Source organism: Actinomadura oligospora ATCC 43269 (assembly GCF_000518265.1).
GTDB classification, from domain to species: Bacteria; Actinomycetota; Actinomycetes; order Streptosporangiales; family Streptosporangiaceae; genus Spirillospora; species Spirillospora oligospora.
This window is the reverse complement of the sequence record NZ_JADG01000003.1, coordinates 444,388-463,129: the sequence shown is the minus strand read 5'-3', so window position 1 is coordinate 463,129 and position 18,742 is coordinate 444,388. Positions and strand designations below refer to the sequence as shown.

General features: G+C 74.7%; 1 protein-coding gene (cut by a window edge). It reads right to left on the bottom strand.

All coding sequences use genetic code 11. The features are described from left to right. Nucleotides 1–77: 77 nt before the first annotated feature. Nucleotides 78–18,742 carry the 3' portion of a non-ribosomal peptide synthase/polyketide synthase gene (locus P696_RS42585; RefSeq protein WP_034482717.1) on the bottom strand. It continues 3,553 nt past the right edge of the window, so only the last 18,665 of its 22,218 coding nucleotides appear in the window; its start codon lies beyond the right edge, outside the window — the gene reads right to left on this strand; its stop codon occupies nt 78–80.

Genomic DNA, 18,742 nt, shown 5'->3' with positions numbered 1-18,742 from the left:
GTGCGGGGGCGCAGCGTGTCCGGGAGGGCGCCCAGGCGCGACAGCGCCTCGGTCTCGTTGACGTCCTTCAGGTGGCGCTACTGCTTCAGGTGGGTTAGTTCGGTGGTTAGGTGGGCGCCGATCGCGGTGGCTCCGGGGGTGCGGATTATGGATTTGTGCTCGCCTGGGACGCGGAGGATTTCGGGTTCGCGAGCCAAGGCGGGGAGCCATTGGGCTAGGACTTCGGTGTTGAGGGGGTCGGGGTCGTTGTCTGGGAGGAACAGGACGACCCGGCCTTCGTAGCTGGGACGTGGCAGGACGGTGTCGCGGTAGTGCTGGGCGGCGTGGTGGTTGAGGAGGCCGATGCGGCCGGTGCGGAGGGCTTGTTTGTCACCTGTGCGGAGGGCAGCGAGGGTGCGTTCGTCGGCGTCCCAGGCGTCCAGGAGGCGGGCTTCGGCGGACGGCGTGAGGGGTGTGCCGGGTTCGGCGTGGATGGTTCGGTCGAGTTGGTCCAGCAAGCGGCGGGTCGCGCGGTCGATCGGGCGGCGTCCGGAGCGTCCGGGCTCGTGGTTCGGCGGGCCGGCCATGAAGACGCCCGCTACGTCCAGGCCCGCGGCGGTGGCCTGGCGGGCCATTTCGAAGGCGACGTAGCAGCCCATCGACCAGGCGGCGAACACGTAGGGGCCGGTCGGCTGGACGGCTCGGGCGTCGGCGAGGTAGGCGGCTGCCATCTCCTCGATGGTCTCCAGGGGGGCCCGATCGTCGACGAGGCCGCGGGCTTGTAGGCCGAGGAAGCGGTGGCCTTCGCCTACGGAACGGGCTAGTTCGGCGAATTCGGTGACGCTGCCGAGGCTCGCGTGGACGCAGAAGATCGCGGGTGAGTTCGTGTCGCCGCCGCGTAGTTCGACCACGGAGGTGGGGGTGGTGGACGTGTGCCGCATGCGGGCGGCTACTGCGGCTACGGTCGGGCGGTCGAAGAACTCGTCCACGCCCAGTTCGCGGCCGCGTGTTTGGAGGAGTGCGACGGCTCGGGCTACGAGGAGGGAGTGTCCGCCGAGTTCGAAGAAGCCGTCGTGGGCGCCGACCTGCTCGATGCCGAGGGTCTCTGCGAAGACTTGTGCGACCAGTTCCTCGTCGGGGGTGCGTGGCGCGGTCGGGGCGGACGGAAGGTCGCGGTGGGCGGGTTCGGGTAGGGCGGCGCGGTCTAGCTTGCCGTTCGGGGTCAGGGGCAGGTCATCCAGTTCGACCAGGACGGACGGGACGAGGTGGTCGGGCAGCGTGCGCTGTAGGGCGGCCCGCGTATTGGCGTCCAGGGTGCCGACGACGTAGCCGATCAGGCGTTCGCCGCGGACGGTCACGGCGGCGGCCTCGATGGAGGGAAGGGCCAGTAGGGCGGCCTCGACTTCGGCGGGTTCTATGCGGTAGCCGCGGACCTTGACCTGGTCGTCGACGCGTCCGAGGAACTCGAGGCGGCCGGACGCGAGCCAGCGGACGCGGTCGCCTGTGCGGTAGAGGCGGGAGCCGTCGGCGGTGAAGGGGTCGGGGACGAAGCGTTCGGCGGTCAGGTCGGGGTGGTTGTCGTAGCCGCGCGCGACTCCGGCACCGGCGACGAGTAGTTCGCCTGGGACGCCGACCGGGACGGGGTTGAGGCTGCGGTCCACGACGTAGACGCGGGTGTTGGCGATCGGGGTGCCGATCGGGACCGGGTCTCCTGGGTCGTCGCCCGCGCGGAGCTCCTGGACGACGCAGCCGACGACGGTCTCGGTCGGGCCGTACTCGTTCACGATCACGGCGTCCGGCGCGTGCTCCAGCCATTCGGTGACGGTCGCGGCCGGGAGGGCCTCGCCGCCGACGACCAGGCGTCGGGCGGCGGTCGCGATTCTCTCGGGCGGGAGGAGGCCGAGGAGGAGGGACAGGTGTCCGGGGGTGAGCTTCACCAGGCCGAATTCGCCGGTCTCGCGGAGGACGTCGGCCAGCGCGTCGATGCCGGTGTCCTGGGCGTTCGCGATGGTGGCCGGGGCTCCGGCGGCCAGGGGGACGAACAGGCTCGTGACGGTCAGGTCGAACGCCGGGGAGGAGTGCAGGGGGCTTCCCAGGGCTGGGCCGTAGGCCCCGACGGCCCAGGTCAGGTAGTTGAGGAGGCCGCGGTGGGTGACCTGGACGCCCTTGGGACGGCCGGTCGAACCCGAGGTGTAGATGACGTAGGCGAGCTGGTCGGGGTGTGCCGTGGGCGTCGTCGGGGTGTCCGGCGACGATGTCGTGAGGGCGATGGTCGTCGCCGGGTCGTCCAGGACGAGGTGCGGGACGCGTCCGATGGGCAGGTCGTCCGCTGTGGTGGTGTCGGTGATGAGCAGGCGGGCCCGGCTGTCGGTGAGCATGAGGCCGAGGCGTTCGGCCGGGTGCTCCGGGTCGAGCGGCAGGTACGCGCCGCCCGCCTTCCATACCGCGAGCAAAGCGACCACCAGGTCGGCGCTGTGCGGCAGGCAGACGCCGACCATGGTTTCGGGGCCGACGCCGAGAGTGCGGAGGTGGTTCGCCAGGCGGTTCGCGCGTGTGCGGAGTTCGCCGAAGGTGAGCGTGGTCGAGCCGTGGACGACGGCGGGGGCGTCGGTCGGGGCGTCCTCGAAGAGTTCGTGGGTGCTGCGAGCTGCAGGTAGCGGACGGGTCGTGTCGTTGGCCTGCGCGAGCAGTTGGTGGCGTTCGGAAGCGCTGAGTGGTGACAGTTCCGAGAGGTGGGCGGACGGGTCCGCCGCCACGGCTGTGAGCAGCGTGGACAGGTGGCCCGCCATCCGGGCGGCGGTGTTGTGTTCGAACAGGTCGGCGCTGTATTCGAGGGCGACGGCGAGCCGGTCGCCCTCGTCCGCGACGATGAGGCGCAGGTCGAACTTGGCCTGGACGCCGCCGCTCTCCAGCGTCGTCGCGGTCAGGCCGCTGACGGTCTCGTCGGAGTCGGAGGCGGCCGGGTCGGCGGCGGCGTAGTCGACGAGGACCTGGAACAGGGGGTGGCGGGAGCGGTCGCGTTCCGGGCGCAGCTCCTCGACCAGGCGCTCGAACGGGAGGTCCTGGTGGGCGTAGGCGGCGAGGGCCGTCCGGCGGACGCGTCCGACGAGTTCGCCGAAGGCCGGGTCGCCGGACAGGTCGGCGCGGAGGGCGAGGGTGTTGAGGAAGAAGCCGACGACGTCCTCGGTCTCGGCGCGGTCCCGGTTGGCGACGGGTGTTCCGACGACCACGTCGTCCTGGCCCGCGTACCGGCCGAGGAGGGAGGCGAACGCGGCGAGGAGCGTCATGAACATCGTCGCGCCGGACTCGCGGGCGACGTCGCGCAGGCCCGCGGCGACGTCCGCGCCGATCTCGAACTCCACGACGCCGCCGTCCGCGGACCGGACGGCCGGACGGCGGTGGTCGGTCGGCAGTTCGAGGGCGGGGGCCCCGGCGAGGCGGTCGCGCCAGTAGGCGAGCTGACCGTCGAGTGCCTCGCCGGTCAGGCGTTCGCGCTGCCAGACCGCGAAGTCGGCGTACTGGACGGGCAACGGCGCGAGCGGTGACGGTTCGTCCGCCGCGAAGGCCCGGTACAGCGTCCACAGTTCGCGCTGGAGGATGGCGACCGACCATTCGTCGGAGACGGCGTGGTGGACGACGAGGTCGAGGACGTGGTCGTCGGGGGCGATCCGCAGGAGGCGGGCGCGGAACAGGGGGCCTTCGGCGAGGTCGATCCGGGTGCGGGCGTGGGCTTCGGCGGAGGCTCGGGCTTGGGCCTCGTCCGGGACGTCCAGGACGGCGAGGACGGCCTGGCGGGGTGGGTCGACGACCTGCGCTGGGACGCCGTCCGGGCCCGCGACGAGCCGGGTGCGCAGGGATTCGTGCCGGGCGACCAGCGTGTCCACGGCCGCGCCGAGGGCCGTGACGTTGAGGTCGCCGCGCAGCCGCAGCGCCAGCGGCACGTTGTACTCGGTGGAGTCGGGGTCGAGGCGGTCAAGGAACCAGAGCCGCTGCTGGCCGAAGGAGAGCGGCAGCGAACGATCCCGGTCGGCGGGGGCGACGGGCGGGACCGCCGCGTCGTGGGCGGCGGCGTCCACGAGGCGAGCGAGCCCGGCGACGGTCGGGTGCTCGAAGAGCGCGGCGAGCGGGATCTCCGCGCCGAAGGCGGAGCGGACGCGCGCCATGATCCGGGTCGCGAGCAGCGAGTGGCCGCCGAGCGCGAAGAAGTCGTCTTGGACGCCGATCCGGTCCGTGCCGAGGACGGCGGACCAGATCCCGGCGAGGATCTCCTCGGTCGGGGTGCGCGGGGCGTCGGCGCCGGACGCGCGGCCGGGTGCGGGCAGCGCGGCCCGGTCGATCTTGCCGTTCGGGGTGAGGGGCAGCGCGGACAGTTCGACCACGGCCGCCGGGACGAGCTGGCGCGGCAGGACGGTCCGCAGGTGCGCGCGGAGTTCGTCCTCGGGCGGCAGGCCCGCCGCCTGATCGGCGGGGACGGCGTAGGCGACGAGGACGCGGCCGTCGGGGCCGTCCTCTGAGGCGTCGGCCGCTCCCCCTGCGGTCCGCGCGATGATCTCGATGCGGCCGTCGGGACGGATCCGGGCGCGGTCGCCGGTGCGGCACAGGCGCGTGCCGTCCGCTGTGAACGGGTCGGGGACGAAACGTCCGGCGACGTCGTCCGGGCGGTCGTACTCCCACTGCGCGGTCTCGGCCGCCCGCATGAACAGGTCGCCGACGACGCCGGGCGGGACGGGACGCAGCCCGGCGTCCAGGACGAGTTCGCGCGCGTCGGCGGCGGGCTCGTTCCCGCCCGGCAGGACGATCGTGGAGAGCCTGCGGTCGGGGTCGGCTGCGACGGCGTCCAGGAGGGCGGTGAAGTGGGCGGCCATGCGGGCGGCGGTCGGCTCGTCGAACAGCTCGGTGCTGTACTCGACCGATCCGGCGAGGCCCGTGGCGCCGAGGTCGGCGACCGCGAACTCCATGTCGAACTTGGCGGTCGTGTGCGGCGGGTCGATCGTCTCGGCGAGCCCCGAGCCAGAGTCGGGCTGGTCGACGCCGTCGGCGCGGGCGAAGTCGAACATGACCTGGAACAGCGGGTGGCGGGAGCGGTGGCGTTCGGGGCGCAGCTCGTCCACCAGCCGCTCGAACGGGACGTCCTGGTGGGCGAGCGCGTCCAGCGCGACGGCCCGGACGCGGGTGACGAGTTCGGCGAACGTCGGGTCGCCGGACAGGTCGGCGCGCATGACCAGGGTGTTGACGAAGAAGCCGATCAGGTCCTCGGTCTCGCCACGGCCACGTCCGGCGACCGGGGTGCCGACCGTGACGTCGTCCTGCCCGGCGTGGCGGGCGAGCAGGGCGGTGAACGCGGCCAGGACGGTCATGTACAGGGTCGCCCCGGTCCGGGCGGACAGGTCGCGCAGGGCGTCGGCGGTCGCGGCGGGAACGTCGAAGCCGAGGGCCGCGCCCGCGCCGGTGCGGACGGCCGGGCGGGGCCGGTCGGCCGGGAGGTCCAGGGGACGGACGTCCGCGAGGCGGTTCCGCCAGAACGCGAGCTGGCCGTCCAGGACCTCGCCCTGGAGGTGCGTCCGCTGCCAGGCGGCGTAGTCGGCGTACTGGATCGGCAGCGGCGCGAGCGGCGACGGCTCGCCCCGGCGGAACGCGTCGTAGAGCGTCGCGAGTTCGCGGCGGAGGATCCTCGCGGACCACTCGTCCGAGACGACGTGGTGGAGGCAGAGGCTCAGCAGGTGGTCGCCCGGGGCGAGGCGCAGGACGCGTCCGCGCACGAGGGGCCCGGTGGCCAGGTCGAAGGGCGCGTCGGCGTCGGCGCGCAGCAGGTCCTCGGCGCGGCCGGACGGGTCGGGGTCGCCGGTGAGGTCGGTCAGGGGCAGTCCGGCGGCGGGCGGCGGGTCGATGACCTGCCGGGCGTCGCCGTTCACCTCGACCAGGCGGGTTCGCAGCACCTCGTGGCGTTCCAGGAGGGCGTCGAAGGCCGCGCCGAGCGCGGTGAGGTCGACGTCGCCGGTGAGGCGGACGGCGACGGGGATGTTGTACTCGGGTGAGCCGGGGTCGAGGCGGTCCAGGAACCAGAGCCGCTGCTGCCCGAACGAGGGCGGCAGCGGGCCGCCGTCCCGGTCGACGGGAGTGATGGGGGGCGCGGCGAGCGCCGGGGCGAGTTCCTCCATCGCGGCGGCGAGCGCCCGGACGGTCGGACGTTCGAACAGCAGGGCCAGCGGCACCTCCACGCCCGCCTCGGCGCGGATCCGCGACACGACGCGGGTGGCGAGCAGGGAGTGGCCGCCGAGTTCGAAGAAGTCGTCCTCGGCGCCGACCCGATCCAGGTCGAGGACGCGGGCCCAGATCCCGGCGAGCAGTTCCTCGGCCGGGGTGCGGGGGCCGCTGAACGCTCCGGCGAGGTCGGGGCGGACGCCGTCGGGCTCGGGCAGCGCGGCCCGGTCGACCTTGCCGTTGGGGAGCATCGGCAGCGCGGCCAGCTCGACGAAGACTGCCGGGACCAGCGCGTCCGGGAGCGTCCGCGTGAGGGCCTCGCGCAGCTCGGCGGGCGTGGGGACGCCGAGCGCCGGGTCGGCCGGGACGAGGTGGGCGACCAGGCCGCGGGCGTCGGCCTCGCCGCGCGCGGACACGACCGCCGCCGCGATCCGCGGGTGGGCGCGGAGCGCCGCTTCGATCTCGCCGGGTTCGATCCGGAAGCCGCGCACCTTCAGCTGGTCGTCGGCGCGGCCGAGGAAGTCGAGCCGTCCGTCCGGGCGGAGGCGGACGCGGTCGCCGCTGCGGTACATCCGGGCGCCGCCCGCGGCGAAGGGGTCGGCGACGAACCGGTCGGCGGTCAGGTCGGGGCGGCCCGCGTAGCCGCGCGCGACCCCGGCTCCCCCGATGAACAGCTCGCCCGCCGCGCCGATCGGCACGGGCGCGAGGTGCGCGTCCAGGACGTACAGGCGCGCGTTGGGCAGCGGACGTCCGATCGGGACGCCGTCCGCCGGGTCGGTGAGGACGGCGGTCGCGACGCCGATGGTCGTCTCGGTGGGGCCGTAGTGGTTGGCGAGGGTCAGGTCGTCCGCCGTCTCGACCACGCCGCGCACCCACTCGGGCGGGGCGGCCTCGCCGCCGAGGATCAGCGTCCGGCGTGGGAGGAGACCGGTGAGCCGTCCGGGCTCGGTGCCGCCCGCGAGCGCGATGAGGTGCGAGGGGACGATCTTGAGGTGGTCGATGGCGTGGGCGGCCAGGAAGGCGCGGACGGCGTCCGGTTCGACGGCCTTGTCCGCGTCGAGGAGGTGCAGGGTGCCGCCGGACGCGAGACTGCCGAAGATCATCGTGTTGCCGAGGTCGGTCGCGGGCGACTGGAGCAGCGCGAAGCCGCGTCCCGGGCCGTCCAGGCCGAGGCGGGTGGTGACGCCGTGCACGTAGGCGGCGAGGCCGCCGTGCGTGACCTGGACGCCCTTGGGGCGGCCGGTCGAGCCCGACGTGTACATGACGTAGGCGAGGCCGCCGGGGTGGACGGGCACGTCCGGCGGGGTGTCCGGGGACGCGGCGGTGAGCGCGGCCGTCACCGGGTCGTCGAGTTCGACGGTCCGGGTGCGTCCGGCGGGCAGGTCGGCGAGGGTGTCGGCGGTGCCGACGACGACCGAGGCGCGGCTGTCGGACAGGACGTAGGCGAGGCGGCCGTCCGGAAGGTCCTGGTCGAGCAGCAGGTACGCGCCACCCGCCTTCCAGACCGCGAGCAGCGCGGCGATCAGGTCGATGCCGCGCGGGAGGCAGAGGCCGACGACCGTTTCGGGGCCGACGCCGACCGCGCGCAGGTGGTGCGCGAGGCGGTTCGCGCGCGCTTCCAGCTCGGCGTAGGTGAGGGTGCCGTCGTCCGCGACGACGGCGGGGGCGCCCGGCTGCTGGACGGCCATGACCGACGCCCACGTGTGGACGGCCCCGGCGGGCACCGGTTCGGCGGTGTCGTTCCACGCGGTCAGGACGCGCCGCCGCTCGGCGCCGTCCATCGCGGGGAGCGTGGACAGCGGACGGTCCGGGTCGTCGGCGACGGCCGTGAGCAGGGCCGTCAGGTGCCGGACGAGGCGTTCGGCGGTCGTCCGGTCGAACAGGTCGGTGCTGAACTCCATCGCGCCGGACAGCCCCTGCTCCTCGGCCAGGATCAGGCGCAGGTCGAACTTGGCATAGGTCGCGCCGGGCGGTCCGAGCGGGGCGCCCGTCAGCGCGCCGCTCGGGGACGGGCCGTCCTCGTCCGGTCCGGAGGTCGCGGCGTCGGCGGCCTCGAAGTTGAACAGGACCTGGAACAGCGGGTGGCGGGACCGGTCGCGCTCGGGTTGCAGGGCCTCGACGAGCTGCTCGAACGGGACGTCCTGGTGGGCGTACGCGCCGAGCGCCGCGCCGCGCACCCGGGCCACGAGGTCGGCGAACGTCGGGTCACCGGCCAGGTCGGTGCGCATGACCAGGGTGTTGACGAAGAACCCGACGACGTCCTCGGTCTCGGCGCGGTCGCGTCCGGCGATCGGGGTGCCGACGACCACGTCCCGCTGTCCGCAGGCGCGGCCGAGGACGGCGGCGAAGGCGGCGAGCAGCACCATGAACATGGTCGAGCCGCCGTCGCGGGCCTGCGCGCGGAGCGCGGCGGCGACGGGCTCGGGCACCGCGAACCGGACCAGGTCGCCCTCGTGCGAGCGGACCGCCGGACGCGGACGGTCGGCTGGCAGCTCCAGCGTCGCCGCCCCGGCGAGCCGGTCGCGCCAGTAGGCGAGCTGCTCGTCCAGGACCTCGCCGCGCAGCCAGTCGCGCTGCCATAGCGCGAAGTCGGCGTACTGGACGGCCGGGAGCGGCAGGTCGGGCTCCTCGCCGCGCCGGTACGCCCGGTACAGCGTGTCGAGTTCGCGGTACAGCAGGTCGACGGACCACTCGTCCGCGACGGCGTGGTGCGCGCACAGGATCAGGGCGTGGTCGTCCGGGCCGAGGCGGAGCAGGCGGCCCCGGAACAGCGGCCCGGTGGCCAGGTCGAACGGGGTGGTCGCGTCAGCGGCGGCGATCCGCTCGGCGCGCAGCAGAGGATCCCGCTCGGCGCGTAGCAGGGAACCCGCATCGGAGGACAGGTCGCCGGTCGCGAGTTCGAATCGGTCCGGTGGGTCGATGACCTGCATCGGGACGCCGCCGGGGTCGGCGACGATCCGGGTCCGCAGCGCCTCGTGCCTGGCGACCAGCCCGGAGACGGCGCGGGTCAGGGCCGGCACGTCGAGCGGGCCGGTGAGGTGCAGCGCGATCGGGATGTTGTACTCGGGCGAGCCGGGGTCGAGCTGGTCCAGGAACCAGAGCCGCTGCTGCCCGAAGGACGTCGGAAGCGGCGTCCCGGGCCGTCCGGCGGGGACGATCGGCGGGGCTGCGGCCGGACGCGCCGACGCGTCCAGGACGGCGGCGAGGCCCGCGACGGTCGGGTGGTCGAACAGTTCGGCGAGGGGAAGGTCGGTCGCGAAGGCCGTCCGGACGCGGGAGACGACTCGGGTGGCCAGCAGGGAGTGGCCGCCGAGGGCGAAGAAGTCGTCTCCGGAGCCGACCCGGTCCAGGTCGAGCACCTCGGCCCAGATGTCGGCGAGGATCCGCTCGGTCGGGGTGCGGGGCGCGACGTGGGCCGTTCCGGAGGTGGGTGTCCGGCCGGTCTCGGGGGCGGGCAGCGCTGCCCGGTCCACCTTCCCGTGCGCGGCGAGCGGCAGCTTGGGCAGCTCGATGAAGGCGGCCGGGACCATGTGGTCGGGGAGCGTGCGGGCCAGGAAAGCGTGAAGGCCATCCGGTGTCGGGGCGGAGGCGCCGGGCGGGGTGGCGTGGTAGGCGGCCAGGCGGCGTTCCGCGCCGTCGCCCCAGGCGGTCACCGCGACGGCGGCGACGCCGGGGTGGGTGCGCAGCGCGGCCTCGATCTCGCCGGGTTCGACGCGGTTGCCGCGCACCTTGACCTGGTCGTCGACGCGTCCGACGAACTCCAGGACGCCCTCGGCGCGCCAGCGGACGCGGTCGCCCGTCCGGTACATGCGGGACCCGTCGGCCGCGAACGGGTCGGCGGTGAAGCGCTCGCCGGTGAGGTCGGGCCGGTCGACGTAGCCGCGCGCGAGCCCGGCCCCGGCGACGAACAGCTCGCCGGACGCGCCGGGCGGCACCGGGTTGAGCGCGTCGTCCAGGACGTACAGGCGGGTGTTGGCGACGGGCTTCCCGATCGGCAGGTGCCCGGACGTCCCGGACGGGCGGCGGCACCAGTGCGACGACACGTCGATGGACGCCTCGGTCGGCCCGTACACGTTCTCCACGACGATGCGGCGGTGCCGGTCCTGGAGCAGCGCGACATCGGCGGCGGGCAGCGCCTCACCGCCGCAGATCACCAGCCGCAGCGCCCTGGCCTGCCCGAACGCGTCCCGTCGGACGAGGTGGTGCAGCAGCGACGGGACGCAGTCGAGGACGGTGACGTCCTGGTCCCGGACGGTCTCGGCGAGGCCGTCGACGTCCGCCGGGTGCCCGTCCGACACCACGACGCGCGCGCCGACCGCGAGCGGCCAGAAGATCTCGCCGGTCGCGACGTCCACGCCGAGGGGCGTCTTATGCAGGACGCGGTCGGCGGTGGTCAGGCGGAAGGTGTCCTGCCGCCAGGCGACGACGTTCACCAGGCCGCGGTGGGTGAGCCAGACGCCCTTGGGACGGCCCGTGGAGCCGGAGGTGTAGACGACGTAGGCGAGCCGGTCCGGGTTGGGCGGCCCGGCGTCCGGAGGCGTGCCGTCCGGCTGGTCGGCGAGTGCGGCGGTCGTTCCGGGGGCGTCCAGGGCGACGACGCGGCACGGGACGGCCGCCGCGCCCTCGCGGAGCCGCTCCAGGGGGCGGCGGTGGCCGAGCAGGAGGACGGCGTGCGCGTCGGTGAGCATGAACGCCAGCCGCTCGGCCGGATGGTCGGGGTCGAGCGGCAGGTACGCGCCGCCCGCCTTCCACACCGCGAGCAGCGCGACGACCATGTCGGCTCCGCGTTCGGGGCAGACGCCGACGACGGTCTCGGGTCCGACGCCGAGGAAGCGGAGGTGGTGCGCGAGGCGGTTCGCGCGTTCGTCCAGCTCACGGTAGGTGAGGGTCGTTTCGCGGTCGGCGACGGCGAGGTCGTCGGGGTGCTCGGCGGCACGGACGGCGACCATCGCGTGCACGCCGTCCGCCCGGCGCGGGACGGTGGTGGCGTTCCAGGTCCCGACCAGCAGCCGCCGCTCGGGCTCGGGGAGCATGGAGAGGCCGGAGAGGGGTTCGTCCGGGGCCTCGGCGACGGCGGTGAGCAGCGTGACGAAGTGGTCGGCGAGGCGGCGGACGGTCGCGGGGTCGAACAGGTCGGTGCGGTACTCGATCGAGCCTCCGAGGGCACCGTCGGGGTCGTCCGGTTCGGAGAGCGCGAGGCTCAGTTCGAACTTGGCCTGGGTGGTGGCCAGTTCCAGCTCGCCGACGTCGAGGGCGGTGGCGTCCGGCTCGTCCCCGGGGGCGGGCGCGGTGCCGCCACGGGCGACGTAGTCGAAGAACACCTGGAAGAGGGGCGTCCGGGAGCGGTCGCGGCGGGGCTGGAGGGCGTCCACGAGCTGCTCGAACGGGACGTCCTGGTGGGCGTAGGCGTCGAGCGCGGCGGCCCGCACGCGCCCGACCAGCTCGGCGAACGCGGGGTCGCCGGACAGGTCGGCGCGCAGCACGAGCGTGTTGACGAAGAAGCCGACGAGCGCCTCGGTCTCGGCGGCGACGCGACCCGCGACCGGGGTCCCGACGACGACGTCCCGCTGCCCGGCGTGGCGGCCGAGGACGACGGCGAACGCGGCGAGGGTCGTCATGAACATCGACGCGCCCGCGCCGGACGCGATCTCGCGCAGGCGGGCCGCGACGGGCGCGGGCACCTCGAACTCGGCGAGCGCGCCCGCCGTGGACGCGACGGGCGGCCGGGGACGGTCGGTGGGCAGGTCCAGGACGGGCGCGCCCGCGAGGACGTCCCGCCAGTGGTCGAGCTGGGCGTCCAGGAGACCGTCCTGGACGCGTTCGTCCTGCCAGACGGCGTAGTCGGCGAACTGCACCGGCAGCGGCGGCAGCGGCGACGGCTCCCCCGCCGCGAACGCCGCGTAAAGGACGTTCAGTTCGCGCAGCAGGATCGCGGCCGACCACTCGTCCGACGCGACGTGGTGCAGGACGAGGACGAGCACGTGGTCGTCGTCGCCGAGCCGGACGAGCCGTCCTCGGCAGGGCGGCTCGACACCGAGGTCGAACGGGCGGACGGCGTCGAGTCCCGCGAGGCGTCGTGCCTCGTCCTGCGGGTCGGCGGCGGACGTGACGTCGGTGACCTCCAGCGGGAATCCTCCGGGCGGGTCGATGACCTGGTGCGGGACACCGTGGGCGTCCGCCGCCAGCCGGGTTCGGAGGATCTCATGGCGTTCGGTCAGCGCGTCCAGGGCGGCGCTGAGGGCCGCCACGTCGAGCGGCCTAGTGAGGCGGAGCGCGAGCGGGACGTTGTACTCGGCCGAGTCCGGGTCGTACTGGTTGAGGAACCAGAGGCGGCGCTGCCCGGACGACAGCGGCAGGGGCCGGTCCCGCCCGACCGGGACGACCGGCGGCAGCACGGCGCGGGGCGTGGCCGCGTCATCCAGCACGGCGGCCAGGCTCGCGACGGTCGGGTGGTCGAAGACCATGCCGATCGGGACCTCGGCACCGAGCGCGGCGCGGACGCGGGACGCGACCCGGATGGCCAGGAGGCTGTGCCCGCCGAGCTCGAAGAACCCGTCGTGGACGCCGACGCGGTCGATTCCGAGCACCTCGGCCCAGATCCCGGCCAGGGCCTCCTCGGTGGGCGTGCGCGGCGCGATGCGGTCGTGGCTCGCGTCGTCCTGGCCGGACGCTTCGGGGGCTGGCAGCGCGGCGCGGTCGACCTTGCCGTTGCTGGTCAGAGGCAGCGCGTCCAGCTCGATGACCAGGGACGGGACGAGGTGTTCGGGCAGCGTGCGGCGGAGAACGCCTCGCAGGTCGTCAGGGAGGCCCGTCTCGGCGTCGGCGGGCACGGCGTAGGCGACGAGCCGCCGGTCGACGCCGTCGCCGTGCGCGGTCACGACGGCGGCGGAGACCTCGGGGAGCGCGGTGAGCGCGGCCTCGATCTCGCCCGGCTCGATGCGGTAGCCGCGCACCTTGAGCTGATCGTCGAGGCGTCCGAGGAATTCGAGGCGGCCGTCGGCGCGCCAGCGCGCGCGGTCGCCCGTCCGGTAGAGGCGGGAGCCGTCGGGGGCGAACGGATCGGGGACGAAGCGTTCGGCGGTCAGGTCCGGGCGGGAGCGGTAGCCGCGCGCGACGCCGCGTCCGCCGATGAGCAGTTCGCCCGGAACGCCGACCGGGACCGGGTTGAGGAACGCGTCGACCACGTGGACGCGGGTGCCCGCGACGGGCGTTCCGATCGGCACGGGGTCGATGGCGTCGTCCCGGATCTCGTGGACGACGCAGCCGACGACGGTCTCGGTCGGGCCGTACTCGTTCACGACCGGGGTTCCGGGCGCGGCGGCCCGCCAGCGCGCGACGGTCGCGGCGGGGAGCGCCTCGCCGCCGACGACCAGCCGCCGGGCCGCGTCGGCGACCTCCTCACCGGTCAGCTGCTCGGCGAGGAGGGCCATGTGGCCGGGAGTGACCTTGAGCAGGGTGAGGCCGGGGTGGTCGCGGAGGAGGCGGGCCAGGGCTTCCGGGCCGTCCGGGTCGGCGGGGAGGACGACGCGTCCGCCCGCGACGAGCGGGGCGAACAGGCTGGTGACCGACATGTCGAACGCGGGCGAGGAGTGGAGCGGGACGGTCGCGTCCGCGTCCAGGTCGTAGGCGGCGACGGCCCAGCGCAGGTAGTTGGCGAGCCCGGCGTGCGTGACCTGGACGCCCTTGGGCCGTCCGGTCGAGCCCGAGGTGTACATGACGTAGGCGAGCTGGTCCGGATGGGCGGCGGCGTCCGGGAGGGGCTCGGAGGGGAGGTCGGCGAGGGACGGGTCGTCCAGGGCGACGTGGAGCGTCCGGCCCGCCGGGAGGCTTTCGAGGGTGTCGGTGGCGCCGAGGAGCACCTGCACGCCGCTGTCGGCGAGCATGAACCGGAGCCGCTCGACGGGCAGGGACGGGTCGAGCGGCAGGTACGCGCCACCCGCCTTCCAGGCCGCGAGCAGCGCGACCGGCAGGGCCGTGCCGCGTGGCAGGCCGACGCCGACCACGGTCTCCGGGCCGACGCCGACGCTCCGGAGGCGGTGGGCCAGGCGGTTCGCGCGCTCGTCCAGCTCGCGGTGGGTGAGGGTCTCGCCGTCCGCCTCAACGGCTGTCGCGCCGGGCCGGGAGGTGGCGTTCTCGCTGATCAGGAGGTGGACGCCGCCGTCCGCCGGAAACGCCGGGGTGGTCCTGTTCCAGTCGGTGAGGACGCGGCGGCGTTCGTCGTCGGTCAGGGGCAGGAGTTCGGAGAGGTGGCGTTCCGGGGTGCGGGCGACGGTCTCCAGGAGGGTCGCCAGCCGGTCGGCCATCGCGCGGACGGTCGCCTCGTCGAACAGCGCGGTGCTGAACTCCAGGACGCCGCCGAGGCCGTCCCCATCCTCGGCCATGATCAGGCGCAGGTCGAACTTGGCGGCCACGGCGGGCAGCCCCATTTCCGTCCCGCCCAGGTCCTCACCGCCCGGGTCCTCACCGGCGGGGGCGTCGGTGTCCGGGTCGGCGGCGGCGTAGTCGAACAGCACCTGGAACAGCGGGTGCCGGGACCGGTCGCGCTCGACGCCCAGCGCGTCCACGAGCTGCTCGAACGGCAGGTCGGCGTGTCCGAAAGCGCCGACCGCGGCGTCCCGGACGCGGCCGACCAGCTCGGCGAACGTCGGGTCGGCGGACAGGTCTGCGCGGACGACGAGGGTGTTGAGGAACAGGCCGACCAGGTCCTGGGTCTCGGCCTGGTCCCGGTTGGCGACGGGGGTCCCGACGAGGACGTCGTCCTGCCCGGCGTGCCGTCCGAGCAGGACGGTGAACGCGCCCAGCAGCGTCATGAACATCGTCGCGCCGGACGCGCGGCTCAGGGCGCGCAGGGCCTCGGCGGTCTCCGCCGGGACGGCGAACTCGACGGTCGCGCCGTCCGGGGAGGACACCGCCGGGCGCGGACGGTCGGTCGGCAGCTCGAGCCGGGGAGCGCCCTCCAGGCGGTCCCGCCAGTACGCGAGCTGCGACTCCAGGACGTCGCCGCGCAACCACTCGCGCTGCCACACCGCGTAGTCGGCGTACTGGACGGGCAGCGGCGGCAGCGGCGACGGCTCGCCGCGTGAGAACGCCTCGTACAGGACGGTCAGCTCGCGCCGCAGCACCCGCGCTGACCACTCGTCCGAGGCGACGTGATGCAGGACGAGGCTCAAGACATATGGCCCGTCGCCGTCGCCTATCCGGATGATCCGAGCGCGGAGCGGGGGGTCGGCGGCCAGGTCGAACGGTGTCCGCGCGTCCTCGGTGAGCAGGGCCAGCGCCGCCTCCCAGGGGTCGGGGGCGCCGCTGACGTCGTCGGTCCGGACGTCAGCGCCGCGCGCCGGGTCGACGACCTGGCGGGGCGTGCCGTCGTCGTCCGCGACGAGCCGTGTCCGGAGGACCTCGTGCCGCGCGACGGTCGCGTCGAGCGCCGAGACGAGCGCGGCGGTGTCGAGCGGGCCGTCGAAGAGCAGCGTGATCGGGACGTTGTACTCGGCGGACGCGGGGTTCAGCCGGTGCAGGAACCAGAGTCGCTGCTGCGCGAACGACAGCGGCGGGTCGCCGCCGTCCCGGTCGGCCGGGAGCAGCGGGGGCTTCCCGGCGGTGCCGCCCTCCTCGATCTGGCGGGCGAGGTCGGCGACGGTCGTGCGGGCGAACAGCGAGGCGAGCGGGACGTCCACGTCGAACGCCGTGCGGATCCGCGCGACGAGACGGGTCGCGAGCAGCGAGTGGCCGCCGAGTTCGAAGAAGCCGTGCGTGACGCCGACGCGGTCGAGTTTGAGCAGGTCGGCCCAGATCTCCGCGACGCGTTCCTCGGTCGCGTCGCGCGGGGCGACGAAACTCCCGGCGGACGCGCCCCCGGAGCCGTCCACGGCGGGCAGCGCGGCGCGGTCGATCTTGCCGCTCGGGCTCAGCGGCAGCTCGCTCAGCTCGGTGAACACCGACGGGACGAGGTGGCTCGGCAGCGTCCGTTCGAGGAAGGCGCGCAGGTCTCCGGATTCGGGGACGCCCTCCGCCGGATCGGAGGGGACGAGGTGGCCGACCAGGCGGCGGTCGTCGCCGTCGCCGTCCGCGACGACGGCCGCCGCGCCGATCGCCGGATGCGCGCGCAGCGCCGCCTCGACCTCGCCGGGCTCGACGCGGAATCCGCGCACCTTGACCTGCTCGTCCACGCGTCCGAGGAAGTCGAGCCGCCCGTCGTCGCGCCACCGGACGCGGTCGCCCGTCCGGTACAGGCGGGAGCCGTCGGCGGCGAACGGGTCGGCGACGAACCGCTCGGCCGTCAGGTCGGGACGGCGCGCGTAGCCGCGCGCGACGCTCGGTCCGCCGACGTACAGCTCGCCGGGGACCCCTGGCGGGACGGGCCGGAGCGCGCGGTCGAGCACGTAGACGCAGGTGTTGGCGATGGGCGTCCCGATCGGCGGCGCGTCGTCGTCCCCCGGCGTGATCCGGGCGGTCGTGGCGCAGACGGTCGTCTCGGTCGGGCCGTAGGCGTTGACGAGGCGGCGGCCCGTGCCCCAGCGGTCGGCGGTGTCGCGGCTCAGCGGCTCCCCCGCCGTGATCAGCGTCGTAAGCGCGGGCAGTGCCTCCGGGTCGAGGGAGCCGAGCAGGGCGGGCGGGAGGGTCGCGAGCGACACACCCCGGTCGCGGATCAGCTCGGCAAGGCGGGACGGGTCGGCACGGTCTTCGTCGGTGGCGATGACGAGGGTCGCTCCGGCCGTCCAGGCCATGAGGACTTCCCAGACGGTCGCGTCGAAGCTGGACGGCGCGAACTGGAGCACCGCCTCGCCCGCCGCGACGCCGAACGCCGCCCGCTGGGCGACGGCGAGGTTGACCGCGCCCCGGTGGGTGACCTGGACGCCCTTGGGCCGTCCGGTGGAGCCCGAGGTGTAGATCAGGTAGGCGGTCTGGTCAGGGTGGACGGCGACGCCCTCGGGCGGGATGGCGGGCTCGGCGTCGATCAGCGCGGCCGTCGCCGGGTCGTCCAGGATCACCGGGCGGGCGCGGCCGACGGGCAGGTCGTCCACGACCTCGGCGTGCCCGACCAGCACGGACGCGCGGCTGTCGGTGAGCATGAACGCGAGCCGGTCGGCGGGGTAGCCGGGGTCGAGCGGCAGGTACGCGCCGCCCGCCTTCCACACCGCGAACAGCGCGACGGCCAGGTCGGCTCCGCGTGGCAGGCACAGGCCGACGACGGTCTCCGGGCCGACGCCCGCGCCGCGCAGGTGGCGGGCGAGCCGGTTCGCGCGGGCCTCCAGATCCGCGCAGGTCAGGACGACATCGCCGCAGGTCACGGCCGTGATGTCGGGATGCGTGGAGGCCTGCTCGGCGATCAGGTCGTGGACGCCGCCCGCGTCCGCCGGGAACGGGTGCGCGGTCCGGTTCCAGTCGTGGACGATCGTGTGCCGCTCGGTGTCGTCCAGCATGGGCAGCTCGGACAGGCGGCGGTCGGGCGCCGCGGCGACGGCGGCGAGGACGGCGGCGAGGTGCCCGGTCATCCGCCGGACGGTCCGCTCGTCGAACAGGTCGGTCGCGTACTCGATCTCGCCGCCGAGCAGGTCGCCCTCGCCGCCCAGCGTCACGGTCAGGTCGAACTGCGCGACCGGGCGGTCCACCGCGCCGGACTCGATGCCGAGCTCCCCGGTGCCGGGCTCGGGGGCGTCGCGCCAGTCCACGCCGAACATGACCTGGAAGAGGGGGTGGCGGGTGCGGTCGCGGTCGGGCTGGAGGGCGTCCACGAGCTGCTCGAACGGCAGATCCTGGTGAGCGTAGGCGTCGAGCGCGGTGCGGCGGACGCGGTCGAGCAACTCCCGGAACGTCGGGTCACCGGACAGGTCGGTACGCATGACCAGGGTGTTGACGAAGAAACCGATCAAGCCCTCGGTCTCGGCACGGTTCCGGTTCGCGATCGGCGTCCCGACCGCGACGTCCTCCTGGTCGGCATAACGGCTCAGCAGGATGCCGAACGCGGCGAGCAGGGTCATGAACATCGTCGCGCCCGAGTCGCGGGTGACGGCTCGCAGACCGGCCGTGACCTCGGCGGGGACGGTGAAGTCGACCATCGCGCCGCGCGCCGTCCAGACCGCCGGGCGCGGGCGGTCGGTGGGCAGGTCGAGCACCGGGAGCCGGTCGAGCGCGTCGCGCCAGTGGGCGAGCTGGCCGTCCAGGACGTCGCCGGTCAGCCACTCGCGCTGCCACACCGCGAAGTCGGCGTACTGGACGGGCAGGGGCGGCAGCGGTGACGGTTCGCGGCGGGAGAACGCGCCGTACAGCGCGCTCAGCTCCGAGCGCAGGACGCCCGCCGACCACTCGTCGGACACGACGTGGTGCATGCACAGGCCGAGGATGTGCTCGTCGTCGGCCAGTCGCAGCAGCCGGACGCGCAGCAGTGGCCCGGCCGCCAGGTCGAACGGCTCGGCCGCGTCGCGGGCGACGAGGTCGCGCGCGCCCTCGCCGGGGTCGGGAGCGCCGGACAGGTCGGTCAGCGGGAGGTCGGTCGGCGCGGGCGGGTCCACGACCTGGTGGGGCTCGCCGTCCTCGCCCGCGACCAGGCGCGTCCGGAGCA